We start from the raw sequence: 17,551 nt of genomic DNA, 5'->3' as shown, positions 1-17,551 counted from the left end.
TTAAAATCAACTTAGCCTGAAAATGAAGTTATTTAAGCTCGGCTAAATGCATTCCCTAGTATCTAAAAACATTAGCATAGTTTCAAAAAAGCAGCTGTGATAGCGTATACCACTGTAGATTACACTAAAGATAGGCTTGCGAACAATGGTTAACCCACTGATTGATGAGATTTTTTACCTTCTTTTGGAACAGCCTATTTGGAAGGTTCATACGCTTGCCAGCGCACTTAGTGAATCAGGAAAAATAGAGCAATTAGACAATGACCCACAAAAAGATCTGTTTAAACGCAACTTTTTAGTTATGAATGGTCTTTATCAACTACAAGCACAACTTGCACCTGAGCAACAGCTACAGATTGCGTCACTTCACATTGAACTTGTTAGTAAGCAAACGGGTAACGCATTAGAAAGTCATGATCCACTACGGGATTACTATTTAGATTGGCAAAACTTTGATACAACGAGCGATGAAATAGATGCGTTGTTAAGTGATTTTTGGCAGCGTTTTTCGTCATTTAGCCCAAACAAGGGCATTCACTCATTACCTCAGCAGCAGCTATTAGAATTACAACAGGCGTGGCAGCTACCTACTGATTTTTCGGAAAAACAGTTACAAAAGCGTTGGCGACAACTGGCGCTAAAGCACCACCCAGACCGCCAAGGCTGTGCAATTGAGTTTAAGAAAATACAACTCGAATATGAGCAACTTAAAGCAAGCTGCTCATAACTCAACAATTTATCTACTCAAACGTCGCGCACGGATCTTGCGCTTTTTAATATTACCTTCAGTCAATTTACGTAATGCAGGTTTTGCAGCAGCTCGCTCCACAGCAATAAAGGCCACATTATCAAGTACGTTAATTTTACCTACCTGATGACCGGCAATTCCCTCTTTACCAGTTAATGCACCTAAAATATCACCAGCACGAATTTTTTGCTTCTTGCCAGCATCAATCATAATGGTTGCCATGGTTGGCTTATAAGCGGGTTTTTCTAGCAAGCTAAATGGCGGAATTGGTTCAGGGTCAAAGTCGCGCTCGTAGTGGTCGCCAATTTGTGCCACTTTAAATTGCTCAGCTTCACCATAAATAGAACATGCAATACCCTTTTTACCTGCTCGACCAGTACGACCAACACGGTGCACATGGGTTTGTGGGTCATGCGCTAGATGGTAGTTCACTACCATGTCCATGTCGTTGATATCTAAGCCGCGTGCGGCAACATCCGTTGCAACAAGAATACAGGCGCTTTTATTAGCAAAGCGGATTAAAGTACGCTCACGTTCACGTTGGTCTAAATCACCATGTAAAGCAACAGCACTAAACCCTTCTGCGTAAAGGTCATCACAAATCTGTTGTGTTTCAACCTTGGTGTTACAAAAAACCACACAGCTTTCTGGTTGGAACTTCAATAACAACAGTTTCAATGTATTAAAGCGCTGTTTGTTATTATCTAGCTTGTAAAAGTATTGCTTGATTGTGCTTTTTGTTTGCTCTTCTTCTACCTTAATCATTTCTGGGTTGCTAAGCACTCGCTCAGCTATCGCAGCAATTGATTTTGGATAAGTCGCACTAAACAATAATGTTTGGCGCTGGTTAGGAATGCACTCAACAATAGCATCAAGGGTATCTTGGAAGCCCATATCTAACATTTGATCAGCTTCGTCCAACACTAGGGTCTCAACATCATCTAAACGCAATGTGCCTTTGCGAATATGGTCATCAACACGACCAGGAGTACCAACTATGATATGTGCACCATGTTCTAATGAGCCAATTTGTGGACCAATAGACACCCCACCACATAAGGTTAAAACTTTAATATTGTGAATGCCACGGGCAAGCTTACGAACTTCTTCAGCTACCTGCTCTGCTAACTCTCGGGTTGGACATAAAATGAGAGACTGAATACGAAAGCGTTTCACATTTAACTTAGCCAGCACACCTAAACTAAATGCAGCCGTTTTACCCGAACCAGTTTTGGCTTGGGCAATAATATCTTTGCCTTGCAAGATCACTGGCAAACTTTGCGCTTGCACTGGCGTCATTTGCGTATAACCTAAAGTTGATAAGTTATCGGTTAACTCTCGCGGCAAAGCCAAAGATGAAAAAGCAGTAGCAGTCACAGTAATATTCCAAACTTGATAATTGAGGGACATCCTCGAAGATGCTGTGGATCATAGCAGAGAATGTGCTGTTTCTCTAAACGAAAACACTGTTCAGCATATTTAATTCATATTTGCTTACAGTTTGCTGCTTTCTAACTCTCTGCATTTGTTCTAGTTTATTGATAGCAACCTTCAGGAAGAAACTATGCTTCTATTTAATACCGCTGCAGCTGATGTTTTCTATAAAAAACAAAAAACGTGCCCTCACTGTCATAGTGAACATTATTCTTTAAGCAATCACAGTAAAGTTTTGCGCTTTACTATTTTGCCCATCATGCCACTTTCTATTAATTATCAAAGACAATGTGATGACTGTGGCTATGTTACTCCTGCACCTTGGTATTCATTGCCCGCCTTAGAGTTAGCGTCGTTTATAAAATACTTTATTGGCCTATTCATTATCGTTTACCTATTAACAAATGCATTAATCGGTGCGAATGAACAAACTGAAAATGAGCAAAATTACTTAAACGAGCCAAAGTTATTTGATACCTATTTTGTCTATTCAGATAAATTTACTGGCAAACCAAAACGTATTAACAACTTAAAAGTAGCTCAGCTCGTTGAATTTGATGACAAGAACATGACTTTTAGAGTTGCTAACTACACTTACAAGTACAATAAAGACATCGAAATTGCCATGCGTACCAGCATGCTAGTTCAAGATGATTACTTTTCTAGTAAAACCCTGACTTTCAGTAAGTCACAAATAAAGCAGCTTTATGATGAAGGCAGCATTTATAAAATTATGCGACCTGAGCTTTATAGTTTATTTGGTGGTTTTGTTATGCACCCGCCTAGACCTAAGCCTTTATATACGGGCGTTAAGCTCGATAAACATAATCAGGAAGGGATTACTTACTTCAAAGATGGCCTATACGAGGAAGCGTTGAAAAGTTTTACGCTGTCTGCGGAAGATGGTTATGCATGGGGGCAATTAAACTTGGGTCAGATGTATCGTGATGGCCAAGGGACAGAAGTGAATAACGAAAAAGCAGCTTACTGGCTCAACAAAGCTACCTTACAAGGGAACCCTAAAGCAAAGATTGAGCTCGCAGAGCTATGCTTGAGCTACGATTGTAGTAAATTGAATACTCAATAATCTATTACCCATAAATATCACACATAAGAAACCAGCCTAATTATATGGTTCTCACTATTTACTTTGATTTTGCTATGTTATAACATTTTTGCAGTGGCATAGTATTTATACTCTTTTAAAGCCGAGTTACTCTCCCTGCTCTGCTTTTGAGATTACGCAGCTTGATGAAAGAATCATCTTTTGAGTTTGTATAACTTGAAGGAAGACCTTGCACACTAGCACGCTTACGTTCCCGTGCTAAATCCTTGCCGGCGAGCTTGCTCGCCGGCACTTTTCTCTAAAGCTTTAAATGATCATCTAAAAAAGCCAATACTTTTTTATAGTAAATAGTACGGTGCTCTTCTTTATAAAAAGTATTGGATACTCTAATGGGCTATGTAAAGCTATCTACTATTTAATGACGAATTTTATGCCAAAGTTCAACCACTAACACGACGAAAACCCCGGCAACAACGCCTAATAAACCATCAAATATAATCGGCGTAGCCAGCTCACCCGTTTTACCAACTAAATCCTTAATAAACTCAGTGCTACCTTGCTGGGCGTGATGTAAAACGGGGATCCCATGTACCAATATGCCTCCGCCAACTAAAAACATAGCAACCGTTCCTGCAAAGGCTAAAAAGCGCATTAACTTAGGCGCTGCAGCAAGTAAAAACTTACCCACTAGCTCTTTTATTTTACCGCCACTTTGCTGCGCTTTTTGCAGTAAATACAAACCAGCATCATCTAGTTTAACAATGCCTGCAACTAACCCATACACGCCAATGGTCATAATAATTGCTATTACACTAAGCACTAAAGCTTGATTCACCAGTGTTGCGCCAGCAACCGTGCCTAGCGTTATCACGATAATTTCTGCTGAGAGGATAAAATCAGTGCGGATCGCCCCTTTCACTTTTTGCTTTTCGTATTCTTGTAAGTCTTGTTGTTCAGACAGAGTTTCATCTTCTTGTTGAGCATGACCAAGCAGCTTTTCGATAATTTTCTCTGCACCTTCAAAGCACAAAAACAGCCCGCCAACCATTAACAGCGGAGTAATTAACCAAGGCAACCAAACACTAATCAATAATGCTGCGGGCACTAAGATGGCTTTGTTAATAAACGAGCCTTTTGCCACAGCCCAAACCACAGGCAACTCTCTATCGGCAGTTACCCCTGTGACTTGCTGAGCATTAAGAGCCAAATCATCACCTAACACCCCTGCTGTTTTTTTTGTTGCGACTTTACTCATCGTCGCAATATCGTCTAAAAGTGTTGTAATATCATCAAGTAAGGTTAGTAAATTAGTGCCTGCCATGGTGGTTCCTTGCCCATTAAATACACTATCAACATAACTTATCCTGCCATTTTCACCAACGGTTAATTTTTCTTTGTTAGGCTTATAGCTCATTCAAAAATAGAGGTGTTTCTATGATTAAACCACTTCTCTCGGGGCTCGCTTTAGTTACCTTGTGCGCGTGTGCTGAGCAAAGTGCACCAAGCAATTATCTGTGCGATGAGACCCTCAGCGCCAGTATTGTTGAATACAGTGATGAGGAAGCAAGACTGACATTTAAGGACTCTGAATTTTTACTCAATCGCCAAGTAAGCGGCTCAGGGGTTAAATACAGTGCCGATAATGTTCTGTTTTGGTCTAAAGGCGATGAAGCCATGCTGATTTTAAAAGGAAAAAAGTACCAATGTAGCTTAATCCAGCAATAGCAAAAGCTTTACTTGCGAAATTAGCTTAATCAGTGGTTTTGAGTATAATAGCGACAGTTTATTCAGCGTTTAAGCGGCTATAATGAAATACAAAGATCTTCGCGAATTTATCGAGTTATTAGAACAAAAAGGTGAATTAAAACGGATCAAACAAGAAATTGATCCTTACCTTGAAATGACTGAAATTGCCGACCGTACTTTACGTGCCGAAGGCCCAGCTCTGTTATTCGAAAATCCTAAAGGCCACACTATTCCCGTTCTTGCCAACCTTTTTGGTACGCCTAAGCGTGTTGCAATGGGCATGGGGCAAGATGATGTTAGTGAACTGCGCGAAGTTGGTAAGTTATTAGCTTTTCTAAAAGAGCCAGAGCCACCGAAAGGCATTAAAGAGGCACTAGGGCAAATCCCAGTATTCAAACAAGTACTGAATATGCCAGCTAAAGAAGTAAAAAAAGCGCCTTGTCAGCAAGTTATACTTGAAGGCGATGATGTTGACTTAACTAAGCTGCCTATCCAACATTGCTGGCCGGGTGATGCTGCTCCCTTGATCACATGGGGTCTAACGGTTACCAAAGGGCCTTATAAAAAGCGCCAAAACTTAGGCATTTACCGTCAGCAACTATTGGGTAAAAACAAAATTATTATGCGTTGGCTATCGCACCGCGGTGGCGCATTAGATTTTCGTGAATGGTGTAAAGAGCACCCAGGCGAACCTTACCCTGTATCGGTGGCATTAGGTGCCGATCCTGCGACAATCCTAGGCGCTGTAACACCAGTACCAGACACCCTAAGCGAATATGCATTTGCTGGTTTACTACGCGGTAGTAAGACTGAAGTTGTTAAATCGGTTTCAAATGACCTACAAGTGCCTGCTACCGCAGAGTTCGTACTTGAAGGTTATATTATGCCGGGTGAAACAGCACCAGAAGGCCCTTATGGCGATCACACAGGTTACTACAACGAAGTAGACGAGTTTCCTGTGATGACGGTGACTCACATTACACATCGTGAAAACCCAATTTATCACAGCACTTACACTGGCCGTCCACCAGATGAGCCAGCTGTACTCGGGGTTGCTTTGAACGAAGTGTTCGTGCCAATTCTGCAAAAGCAATTCCCTGAAATTGTAGATTTTTACCTACCTCCTGAAGGCTGTTCTTATCGTATGGCTGTGGTCACGATGAAAAAACAATATCCAGGTCATGCCAAGCGCGTGATGATGGGGGTGTGGTCTTTCTTACGTCAATTCATGTATACCAAGTTCGTGATTGTTTGCGATGATGACGTAAACGCACGCGATTGGAACGACGTGATCTGGGCCATTACCACGCGTATGGACCCTGCTCGCGATACGACGATGATCGAAAACACACCAATTGATTATTTAGATTTTGCATCGCCAGTTTCTGGTCTTGGCTCAAAAATGGGCATGGATGCAACCAATAAATGGCCAGGCGAAACAGATCGTGAATGGGGTGAGCCCATTGTTATGGATCCAAAAATCAAAGAACGTGTTGATGAATTATGGGACAGCTTAGATATTCTCTAGGCTGTGTCTATGTTAAACTGCTCAAAACTTAACGGTTATGAGTGCGATTCATAACCGAATTTGCTTCTGTGCTTATAAAGGTAAACTATGCAAACACTACTCGCTGACGTTGTTGCGATCAGCCCGCTTACAGACCATGTACATAAGGTCATTTTGAAACCACAGCAACCTGTGTCATTCGAGGCAGGCCAATATATGCAACTTGTATTAGGCGAAAAAGATAAGCGTGCCTTTTCTATTGCAAGCCGCCCGTCGCAAACTGAACAGATTGAACTACATATTGGTGCCGCTGGTGCTGATTCGTATGCAATGCAAGCGCTTGACCATTTACGTCAAGCTCATACAGAGCAACAGCAAGTTAATGTTGAAGTAGGCTTAGGTGTATCACAGTTGCGAGTTGAGGGTGAGCGCCCAATTATTCTACTTGCTGGCGGTACAGGTTTTTCTTATGCCAAATCAATGGCTGATCACCTTGCTGAAATCGGCTGTGAGCGTCCTGTATTATTTTACTGGGGTGTACGTGAGCAAGCTGCACTTTATGCTCATGATGAAATGCAAGCATGGGCAAACAGCAACCCACATTTCCAATATATTCCTGTGGTTGAAAATGCACCGCAAAGCTGGACTGGCAAAACAGGTTACGTCCACAAGGCTGTTATGGAAGATATCGTGTCTTTAGAACCATACGATATATACATGGCAGGCCGCTTCGACATGATTGGCGTGGTTCGCGATGATTTTATTAATCATGGTGCGGTACGTGAGAACATGTACGCCGATGCATTTGCATTCATTAAATAACTAGCTCATACCGGTTATTTTTAAGGCATCCAATTGGATGCCTTTTTTATTTGTTTTACCTATCGCCTTAATCCGTCTAAACGATTTCACAAACTGCATTTCCTTGACCATACTCTGATTAGAATAACGATGGGGAGAGACCCAAATGCTAAATACAAAAGTACAAGACTTTATGCAACGTAAGTTGCCACACATTACGCCTGAAACTGAAATGACCACCGCGATTAGCGAGCTGCAAAAGTTTAAATTACTAGGCGCACCTGTATTCGATGACAACAAAAGCCTAGTTGGCTTTATTTCTGAACAAGAGCTGCTGCAACCGCTCATGCAAAACAGTTATTTCTGTGATGGTGTAGTGAAGGTAAAACAGCTAATGCGCACCGATGTTGTCACGGTAAGTAGCGATCAAAACATCATAGAACTGGCAGATGGCATGCAAACTGGAAAGCCAAAAAACTACCCGGTTATCGAGGATGGTAAGGTTGTTGGCATGATCAGCCGGGGAGACGTGCTCAAGGCATTGTATGAAAACTATGTCTCATGCCAAGAGCACCAAGTGTAAGTTAGCTGCTTAACGATTAACAGCTAACTGTTTTAAAGCCGCTTTATCTGCATCGCTTAAATAAGAAATTTCAAGCGCATTAGCTTGCGCTTTTTCCATATCGGCTTGGCTTAAGCCTGCCGCAGGTGCTGCTACTTGATACTCATACGCTATTTCAATACCTTCAACTGCTGGATCATCAGTATTAATTGATGCCAAAATACCATGGTCTAAGAAGGTTTTTAACGGGTGTTTTGCAAGCTCAGCAACAGTGCTGGTTTGAATGTTACTGGTTAAGCAAGACTCAATACCAATGCGCTTATCACGTAAGTAATCCATTAGTGCAGCATCTTCAATCGCTTTTACACCATGACCAATACGCGTTGCACCAAGCTCGTTAATTGCTTGCCAAATGCTTTCGCTACCTCGCGCTTCACCGGCATGAATCGTGGCAGCTAAGTATGCATCATGAACTTGTTTAAAGTGATCAACAAATAGCTCACCCGGGAAACCAATTTCATCGCCAGCTAAATCAACCGCGACTAAATCATTTTTAAAAGCAAGAAGCGCATCAAGCTCTTGCTGACAGATTTTGGTGCCATATGTACGCGACATGATACCGATTAAGTTAGCTTTAATTGGTGCGTTATGACACGCACTTTTAACACCATCAACCACCGCTTCAACAACACCTTGCGGGTGTAGGCCTTGGCTTTGCGCCATATAATATGGGCTAAAACGAAGCTCAACGTAATCGAGGTTTTGGGCAATCGCATCTTCAACGTTTTCGATAGCAATACGACGACAAGCATCGTAATCACCCAATACTTTTACACCCCAATCTAGCTTTTGTAAAAACGCCACTAAATTTGGTTCAGGGTCGATAACCTGTACGTGCGGAATAAGCGCTTCAATGTTGTCAGCAGGTAATTCAAGATTAAACTGACGACCAAGCTCTAAGATCGTTTGTGGGCGAACATTACCATCTAGATGACGGTGAATATCAAGCAAAGGGAGTTTGTTATTGATCATAATTAGCACTCAGGTTCAGTAAATTTGCGCGGATCATACGTACCCACGGCGATATTTCAAGTTTAGATGATTTTATTTACTTTTTAGAGGTCAAATGTCTGCTTTAATGGCTGCTAGCATTATGCAAAAAATGCCACAAAGTTTTAAAAAGTTTATCTGCATCAATTGGTTTAGTTAAATAACCATTCATACCACTGGCTAAGCCTTTCTTAAGGTCATCATCGTGGGCATTTGCCGATAAGCCAATGATCGGTAAATCGGTGATCAGTAATTCATTACGAATAACCTTAGTCGCTTGTAAGCCATCCATATTCGGCATTTGAATATCCATGAGTACAAGGTCATAGCTTTTTTCACTGATCATCTTAATAGCCTCGTGGCCATCTTTAGCGATATCAGGTTGGCAGCCTTTAGTTTTTAAAATCGAACTCGCCACATGTTGATTCAATGGGTTATCTTCAACCAATAGAATTGCATCATCGGCAAATGAAACAGCAGTCACATCGATATCAGCTAACTCATCATCACTATGAATCACCTCTTCAAGAGGGGACTCAAATGGCAGCGAAATTGTAAACGTTGAACCTTGCCCCTCAGAGCTAGTTAGGCTTATCTCGCCTCCCATCATAACAATGAGTTTTTGGCAAATGCTTAAGCCTAAACCAGTCCCACCAAAACGACGAGAGGTTGAGCTATCAGCTTGTGAGAATGGTTTAAACAGACGCTGCTGGGCCTCTTTGCTAATGCCGATGCCTGTATCAATAACACTAAAATAAGTAAATTCACCCTGCTGCCAAATACGTAATGTAATCGTGCCTTCTTGAGTGAACTTCACCGCATTGTTTAACAAATTCAACAATACTTGTTTTAAACGAATTGGGTCGGTATGGATCAGTAGGTGTTCAGAAGCATCAAGCTCAACTCTAAATTCTAAAGAGCGAGAGTTAAGCTCAAACTGCAATAAGTTAGTCAGCTCACAAACCAACGCATTCACATCTATGGGTTCTTGATGTAGCTCCAATCGCCCCGCTTCTATTTTAGAAAAATCTAAAACATCATTTATCACCCGTAATAGTACATTCAGTGCACCATCGGCTTGATCAATATAACCACGCGCTTGTTGCCAGTCAGCCTCTTGCATTGCTAAATAATGCAAACCCTTAATACCATTAATAGGCGTGCGTATTTCATGGCTCATATTCGCCAAGAACTCACTTTTAATTTGACTGGCTTTATCGGCTTTTAATTTTTCTTCGCGAAGGCTTTGAGTTTGCTTTGCCACTTGCTGACGAATTTGAATATTAGTGCCAGTTACTGAAATCAAAAAAGTGATCAATAACCAAACAAACAGCATACCCACTATTTGCGCCAACCAATAAGGCAACCATGATGACTGTGTAACTGACTCCCATAGCTTTACCTGCCAAACACGCTCACCAATAATAAAATTAAAGCTCGCAATGGCCGCTGTACCAACACGGTGTGGACTGTAAATTTCGACAGGGTTACTGCCGTCAGTAACATCATAGAAGCTGGTATCAATCTCAGTGTTCTGATTAAAATTAAGTGTTTGTGCTAACACTTCTAAATTGAGCACGGCGACAACATAACCTCTAAACCCGACCTGATGATTAATGTCTGAATAAACTGGGTTGAAGAATAAAACGCCCTTTCCGTTATCATCACCTTGCATCAGGGTAATAGGCTCACTGACGGTAACATTTTTAATTAATCGAGAGTCTGTTAATGCTTTTTTGCGTAACTCGTTTGAGGCTAAATCAAAGCCCTGCGCAGGTTCGTTCCCTGCTAGTGGGTGAATATATTGTACCGGATAATACACTGCTCGCTTACTCACCGGCTGCCATTGGCCTGCAGCACTTTTTTCTTTCACGTAGTAATCTGCGCCGAGTTCATCACGCAGTAAGTTTTGATAATTATTTAGTTGTGAGTGAATCACTTTAGGTGCCCACTCAAAGGCTAGAATTTCTTCGCTGTATTGTAGTTGCCTTGATGTGAAGCGCTTAAATTCATTCAAATCAACCATATCGCTACTAGCAAAAAAGGTCGCTAATAAAGATAAGTGCGACTTAATTTCATCGACTTTATGTTCAAGGTTCGTGTGAATAGCACTGACTTTAGCTTGCTGGCGCTGTAAGTCTTTGTCTTTTTTTACACTGGCTGCACCATAAAAGCTGACACAAATAACCACGTAAATTAATAGCGACGGCACAATGATTTGCAGCCGTTGGCGAGTATGATGGTAACTAAATGCCGCTAAAATTAATGGCGTGAAAATCAGCACTCCAATGCTGTCGCCAATCCACCATGCGATAAAATTATTAAGTGCCGCATAACTCGGAATAACATTATTAATGACTAATAAGCCGGTGCCAATTGATGCTGCAATCAAGCTACACAAAGGGCCGCCAATCATTAAACCAAGCATACTTTGCTTTAATGACGATAATTCAATCGGGCGTTTAACGACATGAATGATAATGTAATAGGCAAGCCAAGCTTGGAATGTAGATGCAGTTGTTACGCCAATTGCCTGCAGCATCATTTGCCAGTGAAAAATATCAGTGGCTTTATCAAGGTGAATAAGGTTTACAAAGAATGCCCCTAGCAGAACCCCTGGCAAGGCACGATTTCTAAGTAGCAAGATACTGGCAAGCGCAATACCTGAAGGCGGCCATGCTGCAACCGCATAGCCATCAATCGCCAGCAATGAATTACTTAAGTACCCTGTAAGAAAGTAAGCAAGTGCAATGCTTATTGTCAGTGTAAATAAGTTCTTCAAGCCATCGCTCCTTTGCTGGCTGGAGTAAAATTATTGATAGAGTACCAATGCTTTTTCTGGTTGGGCACTCTTACTGTAGCTTAGCACCGCTTGCTGCAAATAAGCATGGCGATTATCTGCATTAAGCGCTTTATCAAACACTCGCGCGGCTAAGTCGTATTCACCGTGAGCATTTGCTAAACATGCAAGGGCTAGTAATAAGTCTGTATTTTCGGTGTCTTTTTTTAATACATCCTGCAAACTTGATTGCAGCTTGAGTGCATCGCCAGCGCTACTAGTACGTAAAATACGTGCTAAATCTTTATGCTGTAGCGGTTTTTTGATCATTTTAATTAAGCTTAGCTCAATTTTGTTTAACTCACCTGCCTTCGCCATCGCCGTTAAATAGCTTACTTCTGCGTGTGGCTTCAAGTTTTTGGCTAATTGCTCATAACGCTCAGTTAAATCCCCGTTTGACTGAGCTGCAAAGTAACGGTCGAACAATTGTTGCCACTCTTGCTCAGAAAGAGCTTTTTTACGTAATAAACGTGGCATAAAGTCACTAAGTGCCGCCCACTTTTGCTCTTGCACTAAAACATGGGCATACATTTTGAGCTCTAAACGAGAGGCTTTTTTGCGTTCAGCTAACGCTTTAAGGTCAGCAAAAATAGTGCTGGTTTCGCCGCTAGCAATCCATAAATTAGCCACTTTCAGCTGCTTATCTTGGCTTATTTTATCAAGATAGCTAATCGCTTTTTCATTTTCATTATTCGCCAGTGCCGCTTTGGCAAGAAGCGCATAACGTATATCGCTCCACTTATCTGCAACACTACTGTTATCAAGTGCAAGCTCAAGCTCCGTATAATCGTTATTAATTAAGCTCCATACACCTTGCTCAATAGCTGCTTGTTTACGCTCTTCACTGCGCGCAAAGAAACCATGGCGTGTATGGCTATATAAAGATATTACGTAACGGCAAAGCTTATAAAGTAAAAACAGTGCAGCGAATGCTAATATTAAAAGTGCAGTAACGCCCCAAATAGTCCCTTCAATGGTCGTTTTATTAAAGGCAATTAAGACATAACCCTTTTGATCTATAAAAAAAGGGGCAATCCCTAAGCAGACTGCTATTGCAATAATGATTAATAAAAAGCGGATCATTGTGCCCACTCCTTCACCTGCTCAGTACTTTGTAGTGACACTTTTGGACTAAAATCGAGCTGCTCTTTAGAAAGCTCAGCAAGGCTTTTTAAAGCCGCTTTTGTTTGCGCATCATCTTGTTTAAAGTAATCTTTTACCAAGCTATGAGCAGCATCAACAGCACTAAAATACACACTACTTTGTTTACTTAATACCGCATCTTGCGCTTGAGCTAAGTATAAACTTAAGCGCTGTTTTACTAGGTGACGCTCTTGCTCACTTAAAAATGGTGCAATAACCATATCTTCACGTGTACGCACTTCTACAAAGAAGTCTTTAAACTGCTGCCACGACTTCGCAAGGTTTTGACGCCACTCACTGACATTTTCACTTAATTGATTTGGGTCTTCTTTGACGACCTCTTCAGGAAGTGAAATAGCATTAAATACCAGTTCATCAACTTTTTGATTAATGCCATGCAGTTTTAAGTAAATTGCTTCAACAGCCACAGGTTCTATGGCATTCAAGGTTTGTAAATCTTGGTGAATTGCTTGGCGAATAGCGCCTGTACCCGGGTGTTCTGCAAGTAAGCTATCTAAGCGAGATAGCACAGCAGCAGCCCCCTGGTAATCATGCTCTGCCCACAATTTAAATTCGGCCATACGCTGCAGGCTTGTGACTTCTTGCGGGTTAAGCGTGAAAGTTTGCTGCTCGGCGCGCTTTAAAGCCGCTTGTAATTGCTGCTGTGTTTGCTCTGCACTTTCATTTAGTGCATCAGTGACCTTTTGTTCACTGTTATAAAGCGAGTGCTGCATTGTTTGTTGGGCACTTTTTAATGCATCAATTTGCTGCTGTAAGCGTAGGTTTTCATCTGTCAGCTCAGTCAATGCCACAGCCGATTGCTGATCGCTATTTAATTTTAGATAAAACTCATAGCCAACTGCACCAGCCACTAAAAGTGAAATAAGTAACGCTAAGCTACCTGTTTTGCTTATGCCTCTTTTAGCTTGTACAGGCGCCTTCGCCCCAGTATTTGCCGTTTGCGCTTTTTTCTCTGGCTGTGCGGTCACTGGCTTTGCGGGTTGTTTTGATTCTGCTTCACTCATTTTGCTACCTTGCTGATTAATGCAGGTGAACATAGCGCTGTCGCTCGCCCCTGCAGCAATATGTATCTGTGTTCTTGCGACATTTTGTTGCTTTAAATAATCAGCGATACGCTCACTGGCAACGAAAAATTGTCGCTCTTTCAACCATGCAAGCTGAGGCTCATTTAGGCCATTAAAAATGGCATCCACCGCTGCATTACTGGTAATGACTATACCTTCTACATCAATTGTTTGCCAGTGGTCCATCCACTTGCCCGGTTCGCTCTCAATTGCGCTCCGCTTGTAAACAACCAACTGATTTAATAAAGCACCACGTTGTTTTAAGGTTTTCGCTATGGTCGTGCGCCCACCTTCACCTTTCACTAAAACGATGTTACTTAGTTCAACATCTTGTAGTGTTTTTAATTCAAGCAGACCTTCTGAATCATGCTGTTTGGGCACTGCGGCTCGTCGCCCAAAGGCTTCATAAACCGCATCAGCAGTTTGCTGACCGACCGCATAAAGTTGCGCTGCTTTGTTGATGGTTGGTGTGAGTTTTAACAAGGCATGCACGGCATCTTGCGAGATAAAAATGATTTTATCGGCATTTTCTAGCGGCGCGAGCTCACTACTATTTACTGTGAGGTAATCTAAGGTAAGAACTGGACACAGGGTTGTTTGATAACCCGCCTGCTGAAGCTCAAGAGCAAGCTCAGTGCCTTTTCCTTCTGGACGAGTTATCAAAATATGCATATTAAGCGTCTCTATATACTTCAGCTAAAATTTTATCAGCACCTTGCTCAAGTAGCTTTTCAGCAAGTGTAATACCTAACTGCTCTGCGTCAGCCACTGGGCCTGTCACTTCATCACGTAGCATTTGGCTGCCATCAATAGCGCCCACTAAACCACGTAAATGTACTTGCTCACCATCAACCAATGCAAATGCACCAATTGGCACTTGGCAACCACCTTCTAAACGGCGATTCATAGCGCGCTCAGCATTAACACGAATACGTGTTTCATTATGTTCGAGTGGCGCTAACAGTGCTTTTGTCACTTCATCATCAATACGGCACTCAATACCTACAGCACCTTGACCATTTGCAGGTAATGATACTTCAGGTTCGATAAAGGCAGTGATGCGCTCTGGCATTTCTAAACGGATGAGACCCGCTGCAGCTAGAATGATTGCATCATATTGGCCATCATCTAGTTTTGCTAAACGTGTATTAACATTACCGCGTAAATCACGGATGTCTAAATCAGGGCGCGCTTCGCGAATTTGGCATTGGCGGCGTAGGCTTGATGTACCAACAATAGCACCTTGTGGTAACTCATCTAAACTTTTGTAGTTGTTTGATACAAATGCATCGCGCGGGTCTTCACGCTCACAAATTGTGTGTAACGCTAAACCTTCAGGAAACTCAACAGGCACATCTTTCATTGAATGCACCGCAATATCTGCACGGCCATCTAGCATGGCTTGCTCAAGCTCTTTTACGAATAAGCCTTTACCACCAATCTTTGCCAGTGGCGTATCAAGGATAATATCGCCTTGTGTCGACATAGGAACCAACTCTACCGTTACGTCGTCATGGAAGTGCTCTAGTTGAGCTTTTACAAATTCAGCCTGCCATAAAGCAAGTGCACTTTTACGGGTAGCGATACGAACTAGTTTTGTTGTCTGTGTCATGAAAAATCCAATTATTTATCCGGCTGATACTAAATATTACTCAGCTAAAATTCTAAATTCTTTTTGGGCCAGTAAGTTGCCATCTGCGTCAATAACTTCAACACGCCAGTCACCCAGTTGTTCTGGCATAATGTTTTTCGTTGAATAAGTACGAAAACGTGGACTACTTACGGCCAATTCAATCGAAGCAAGCTGTTGACCTTGGTAATACCATTGGTGACGAACAGTTTGCCCTTGCATATTTCTAAGCTCGCTAAAAAAGCTCAGGCTATTGCTTATTTGCGCTAATTTTACATCGTTTTTTAAAACGTTTACTGGTTCTCGATCAACAACATCGGTTGTTAATACCGCGCGGCTTACTTTGTCTGTGTCTATTTTAGCGCCAATTGCGACACTGGCAATATGCGCTGACTGCGAAAACTGCTGCTGAGCATCAGGGGCTGCAGCAATCTCTACTTGCTGTTCAGTTTGTGGTGGCTCTTCATCAAGAGTGACCGCTGATGTTTCCGGTTGTTGCTCGTCAACAACCTCTTCACTGTCGATCTCAACCTCTACTGTCGTAACCTCAGGTTCAACAATGTTTGAGCTCACAACCTCTGCTTTAGCCGTTTCTGTGCTATCAGCCAGCGGTGTTTGCTCATTAATTGACGAAGCATCGACTTCTTTTGGCTCTTCTTGCTCAGCGTCATTTAAAGGGGCTTGTAATTCAGCATTTGTAAACTCTGCTTGCGGTTCATCTTGCGGAGATTGCTCAGCATTTACAGCACCAATAAAGCTATACACTAATATAGCCAGCGCAACTAAGATAACACTGCTGACCATAAAAATGCGTCGCCAATGCCATTGATAAGTCACTGCTGTGGGAGTTGAACCTGCCGATTCAACGGCATTCATATTTGCTGTAATTACAAGTTTCTTTGTCATGTTGGCCTCTAAAACCAAAAAATTAACTCAAGCGAGCAATTAACCACTCTCGAATAGCCATCAGTTCTTCACCACAAACTTGGTGCGCCATCGGATAGTCTTGCCAGCTTACTTCCATGTTGTTAGCGCTAAGCACGTCAAATGCTTGTCTGCCCGCGCTATGCGGTACCACATCGTCAAATCGACCATGTGCCATAAAAATATTTAACCCCTGCTGCTTGGCTTCATCAGCAAATTTTGCAGGCACACACATATAGGTTGAAAGTGCCATTACACCCGCTAATTTATAATCTAGACGTGGCGCTAAGTGCAGCGATACCACACCCCCTTGCGAAAAACCGGCAAGAATAATTTTGTTAGGAGCGATACCTTTTGCAATTTCTTGGTCAATAATTGCTGCCACTTTTGCAGCAGATTCACGCACTCCTTGCTCATCAGCACGCTTATCTAAATCCATCGATTTAATATCGTACCAAGAACGCATTGCCATACCACCATTTATGGTGACCGGCTGCACTGGCGCATGTGGAAACACAAAACGTACGCCAAGCTCTTTTGGTAGAGCAAGTTGCGGTGCAACGGGAGCAAAACCATCACCCGAATCACCTAAACCATGTAGCCAAATAACCGTTGCTTTGTGTTCGCCTTGCGCTGGGTACTCAACAAACTCTAAACTCATAGTTCAGAACGCCATTCAATTGTTTGACCTGCTTGGCGAGTTGCCGCATCACACATAAATTGCCAAAACTCTGCACCCGAGCGGTTATCAATCCATTTATCGTCGCGTAGTTCAAAATGGTGACCATTAAATTTAGTCGCTACCCAAACTTGGTGTAATGGTGCTTGCTTATTGATCACAATTTTACTGCGATCAGGAAAGATGATTTCTAAAATACCTGACGCTGATTCATAGTCTAAATCGGCATCACATTCATCGATTTGCTCTTCAATAGTTAGCATTAATGCATCGGCTAGTGTGTGGTATTCATGATCAGTCATTTTAGTGTCCTTTAACTGGCTTTAAGCCTAGATCT

At 42.0% G+C, this 17,551-nt stretch carries 16 protein-coding genes; 6 read left to right on the top strand and 10 right to left on the bottom strand.

Annotated features, from left to right (window positions below; all coding sequences use genetic code 11):
- The first annotated feature begins 145 nt into the window (after positions 1-145).
- Positions 146-727 carry a DNA-J related domain-containing protein gene (locus ABMY41_RS11130; RefSeq protein ID WP_248529808.1) on the top strand — a complete coding sequence of 194 codons (582 nt, stop codon included), beginning with the start codon at positions 146-148 and terminating at the stop codon, positions 725-727.
- Between the two features lie 9 nt (positions 728-736).
- Here the strand turns inward: ABMY41_RS11130 and dbpA are convergent, their stop codons facing one another.
- Positions 737-2,125 (bottom strand): ATP-dependent RNA helicase DbpA, encoded by a 1,389-nt coding sequence (dbpA, locus tag ABMY41_RS11125; RefSeq protein ID WP_055199234.1) that lies wholly within the window; start codon positions 2,123-2,125, stop codon positions 737-739.
- Positions 2,126-2,312: 187 nt separating this feature from the next.
- Between dbpA and ABMY41_RS11120 the strand changes: the two genes are divergently transcribed.
- Positions 2,313-3,269, top strand: coding sequence for a tetratricopeptide repeat protein (locus ABMY41_RS11120; protein WP_055199235.1), 957 nt, complete (start codon positions 2,313-2,315; stop codon positions 3,267-3,269).
- Between the two features lie 394 nt (positions 3,270-3,663).
- On the opposite strand, the gene ABMY41_RS11115 is transcribed toward ABMY41_RS11120, so the two are convergent.
- Entirely contained in the window at positions 3,664-4,569 is a 906-nt protein-coding gene (locus tag ABMY41_RS11115) for a DUF808 domain-containing protein (RefSeq protein WP_289098224.1), read from the bottom strand.
- Between the two features lie 113 nt (positions 4,570-4,682).
- Between ABMY41_RS11115 and ABMY41_RS11110 the strand changes: the two genes are divergently transcribed.
- The 4 genes from ABMY41_RS11110 to ABMY41_RS11095 all read left to right on the top strand — a co-directional run bounded on the left by ABMY41_RS11110 (position 4,683) and on the right by ABMY41_RS11095 (position 7,885).
- The gene (locus tag ABMY41_RS11110; RefSeq protein ID WP_287242665.1) at positions 4,683-4,973 is read left to right on the top strand and encodes an MliC family protein; all 291 of its coding nucleotides are present in this window, start codon (positions 4,683-4,685) and stop codon (positions 4,971-4,973) included.
- A gap of 82 nt (positions 4,974-5,055) precedes the next feature.
- A complete protein-coding gene (gene ubiD / locus ABMY41_RS11105) occupies positions 5,056-6,522 on the top strand; it encodes a 4-hydroxy-3-polyprenylbenzoate decarboxylase (RefSeq protein WP_054554671.1) in 1,467 nt (488 codons plus the stop codon).
- Positions 6,523-6,609: 87 nt separating this feature from the next.
- On the top strand, positions 6,610-7,323 hold the full coding sequence (fre, locus tag ABMY41_RS11100) for an NAD(P)H-flavin reductase (RefSeq protein WP_058585406.1): 714 nt from the start codon (positions 6,610-6,612) through the stop codon (positions 7,321-7,323).
- A 145-nt stretch (positions 7,324-7,468) separates the two neighbouring features.
- Positions 7,469-7,885 carry a CBS domain-containing protein gene (locus tag ABMY41_RS11095; RefSeq protein ID WP_054563674.1) on the top strand — a complete coding sequence of 139 codons (417 nt, stop codon included), beginning with the start codon at positions 7,469-7,471 and terminating at the stop codon, positions 7,883-7,885.
- Positions 7,886-7,894: 9 nt separating this feature from the next.
- Here the strand turns inward: ABMY41_RS11095 and add are convergent, their stop codons facing one another.
- From add to cyaY, 8 genes are all read right to left on the bottom strand, one after another.
- On the bottom strand, positions 7,895-8,896 hold the full coding sequence (gene add, locus ABMY41_RS11090; protein ID WP_349274669.1) for an adenosine deaminase: 1,002 nt from the start codon (positions 8,894-8,896) through the stop codon (positions 7,895-7,897).
- A 103-nt stretch (positions 8,897-8,999) separates the two neighbouring features.
- The gene (locus ABMY41_RS11085; RefSeq protein WP_349274668.1) at positions 9,000-11,696 is read right to left on the bottom strand and encodes a CHASE domain-containing protein; all 2,697 of its coding nucleotides are present in this window, start codon (positions 11,694-11,696) and stop codon (positions 9,000-9,002) included.
- A gap of 30 nt (positions 11,697-11,726) precedes the next feature.
- Positions 11,727-12,836: a heme biosynthesis HemY N-terminal domain-containing protein gene (locus tag ABMY41_RS11080; RefSeq protein WP_175083163.1), complete on the bottom strand. Its 1,110-nt coding sequence runs from the start codon at positions 12,834-12,836 to the stop codon at positions 11,727-11,729.
- A complete protein-coding gene (locus ABMY41_RS11075; protein ID WP_175083162.1) occupies positions 12,833-14,653 on the bottom strand; it encodes a uroporphyrinogen-III synthase in 1,821 nt (606 codons plus the stop codon). Before ABMY41_RS11075 ends, ABMY41_RS11080 begins: the two co-directional genes overlap by 4 nt.
- Position 14,654: 1 nt before the next feature.
- On the bottom strand, positions 14,655-15,593 hold the full coding sequence (gene hemC / locus ABMY41_RS11070; protein WP_054554664.1) for a hydroxymethylbilane synthase: 939 nt from the start codon (positions 15,591-15,593) through the stop codon (positions 14,655-14,657).
- A gap of 36 nt (positions 15,594-15,629) precedes the next feature.
- On the bottom strand, positions 15,630-16,517 hold the full coding sequence (locus ABMY41_RS11065; RefSeq protein WP_175083161.1) for a DUF2914 domain-containing protein: 888 nt from the start codon (positions 16,515-16,517) through the stop codon (positions 15,630-15,632).
- 22 nt (positions 16,518-16,539) lie between these two features.
- The gene (locus tag ABMY41_RS11060; protein WP_175083160.1) at positions 16,540-17,196 is read right to left on the bottom strand and encodes an alpha/beta fold hydrolase; all 657 of its coding nucleotides are present in this window, start codon (positions 17,194-17,196) and stop codon (positions 16,540-16,542) included.
- Positions 17,193-17,516 (bottom strand): iron donor protein CyaY, encoded by a 324-nt coding sequence (cyaY, locus tag ABMY41_RS11055; protein WP_054554661.1) that lies wholly within the window; start codon positions 17,514-17,516, stop codon positions 17,193-17,195. Before cyaY ends, ABMY41_RS11060 begins: the two co-directional genes overlap by 4 nt.
- Positions 17,517-17,551: the final 35 nt, after the last annotated feature.

The organism is Pseudoalteromonas sp. BZA4 (assembly GCF_040104395.1).
GTDB lineage: Bacteria > Pseudomonadota > Gammaproteobacteria > Enterobacterales > Alteromonadaceae > Pseudoalteromonas.
The sequence above is the reverse complement of the archived record's forward strand: the minus strand, read 5'-3'. Positions and strand labels throughout refer to the sequence as shown.

What these genes read in the sequence shown, in the direction of transcription:
- ABMY41_RS11130 (WP_248529808.1), top strand. Translation starts at nt 146, where the DNA reads ATGGTTAACCCACTGATTGATGAGATTTTTTACCTTCTTTTGGAACAG.
- ABMY41_RS11120 (WP_055199235.1), top strand. Translation starts at nt 2,313, where the DNA reads ATGCTTCTATTTAATACCGCTGCAGCTGATGTTTTCTATAAAAAACAA.
- ABMY41_RS11115 (WP_289098224.1), bottom strand. Translation starts at nt 4,569, where the DNA reads ATGGCAGGCACTAATTTACTAACCTTACTTGATGATATTACAACACTT.
- ABMY41_RS11110 (WP_287242665.1), top strand. Translation starts at nt 4,683, where the DNA reads ATGATTAAACCACTTCTCTCGGGGCTCGCTTTAGTTACCTTGTGCGCG.
- ubiD (WP_054554671.1), top strand. Translation starts at nt 5,056, where the DNA reads ATGAAATACAAAGATCTTCGCGAATTTATCGAGTTATTAGAACAAAAA.
- fre (WP_058585406.1), top strand. Translation starts at nt 6,610, where the DNA reads ATGCAAACACTACTCGCTGACGTTGTTGCGATCAGCCCGCTTACAGAC.
- ABMY41_RS11095 (WP_054563674.1), top strand. Translation starts at nt 7,469, where the DNA reads ATGCTAAATACAAAAGTACAAGACTTTATGCAACGTAAGTTGCCACAC.
- add (WP_349274669.1), bottom strand. Translation starts at nt 8,896, where the DNA reads ATGATCAATAACAAACTCCCTTTGCTTGATATTCACCGTCATCTAGAT.
- ABMY41_RS11080 (WP_175083163.1), bottom strand. Translation starts at nt 12,836, where the DNA reads ATGATCCGCTTTTTATTAATCATTATTGCAATAGCAGTCTGCTTAGGG.
- ABMY41_RS11075 (WP_175083162.1), bottom strand. Translation starts at nt 14,653, where the DNA reads ATGCATATTTTGATAACTCGTCCAGAAGGAAAAGGCACTGAGCTTGCT.
- hemC (WP_054554664.1), bottom strand. Translation starts at nt 15,593, where the DNA reads ATGACACAGACAACAAAACTAGTTCGTATCGCTACCCGTAAAAGTGCA.
- ABMY41_RS11065 (WP_175083161.1), bottom strand. Translation starts at nt 16,517, where the DNA reads ATGACAAAGAAACTTGTAATTACAGCAAATATGAATGCCGTTGAATCG.
- ABMY41_RS11060 (WP_175083160.1), bottom strand. Translation starts at nt 17,196, where the DNA reads ATGAGTTTAGAGTTTGTTGAGTACCCAGCGCAAGGCGAACACAAAGCA.
- cyaY (WP_054554661.1), bottom strand. Translation starts at nt 17,516, where the DNA reads ATGACTGATCATGAATACCACACACTAGCCGATGCATTAATGCTAACT.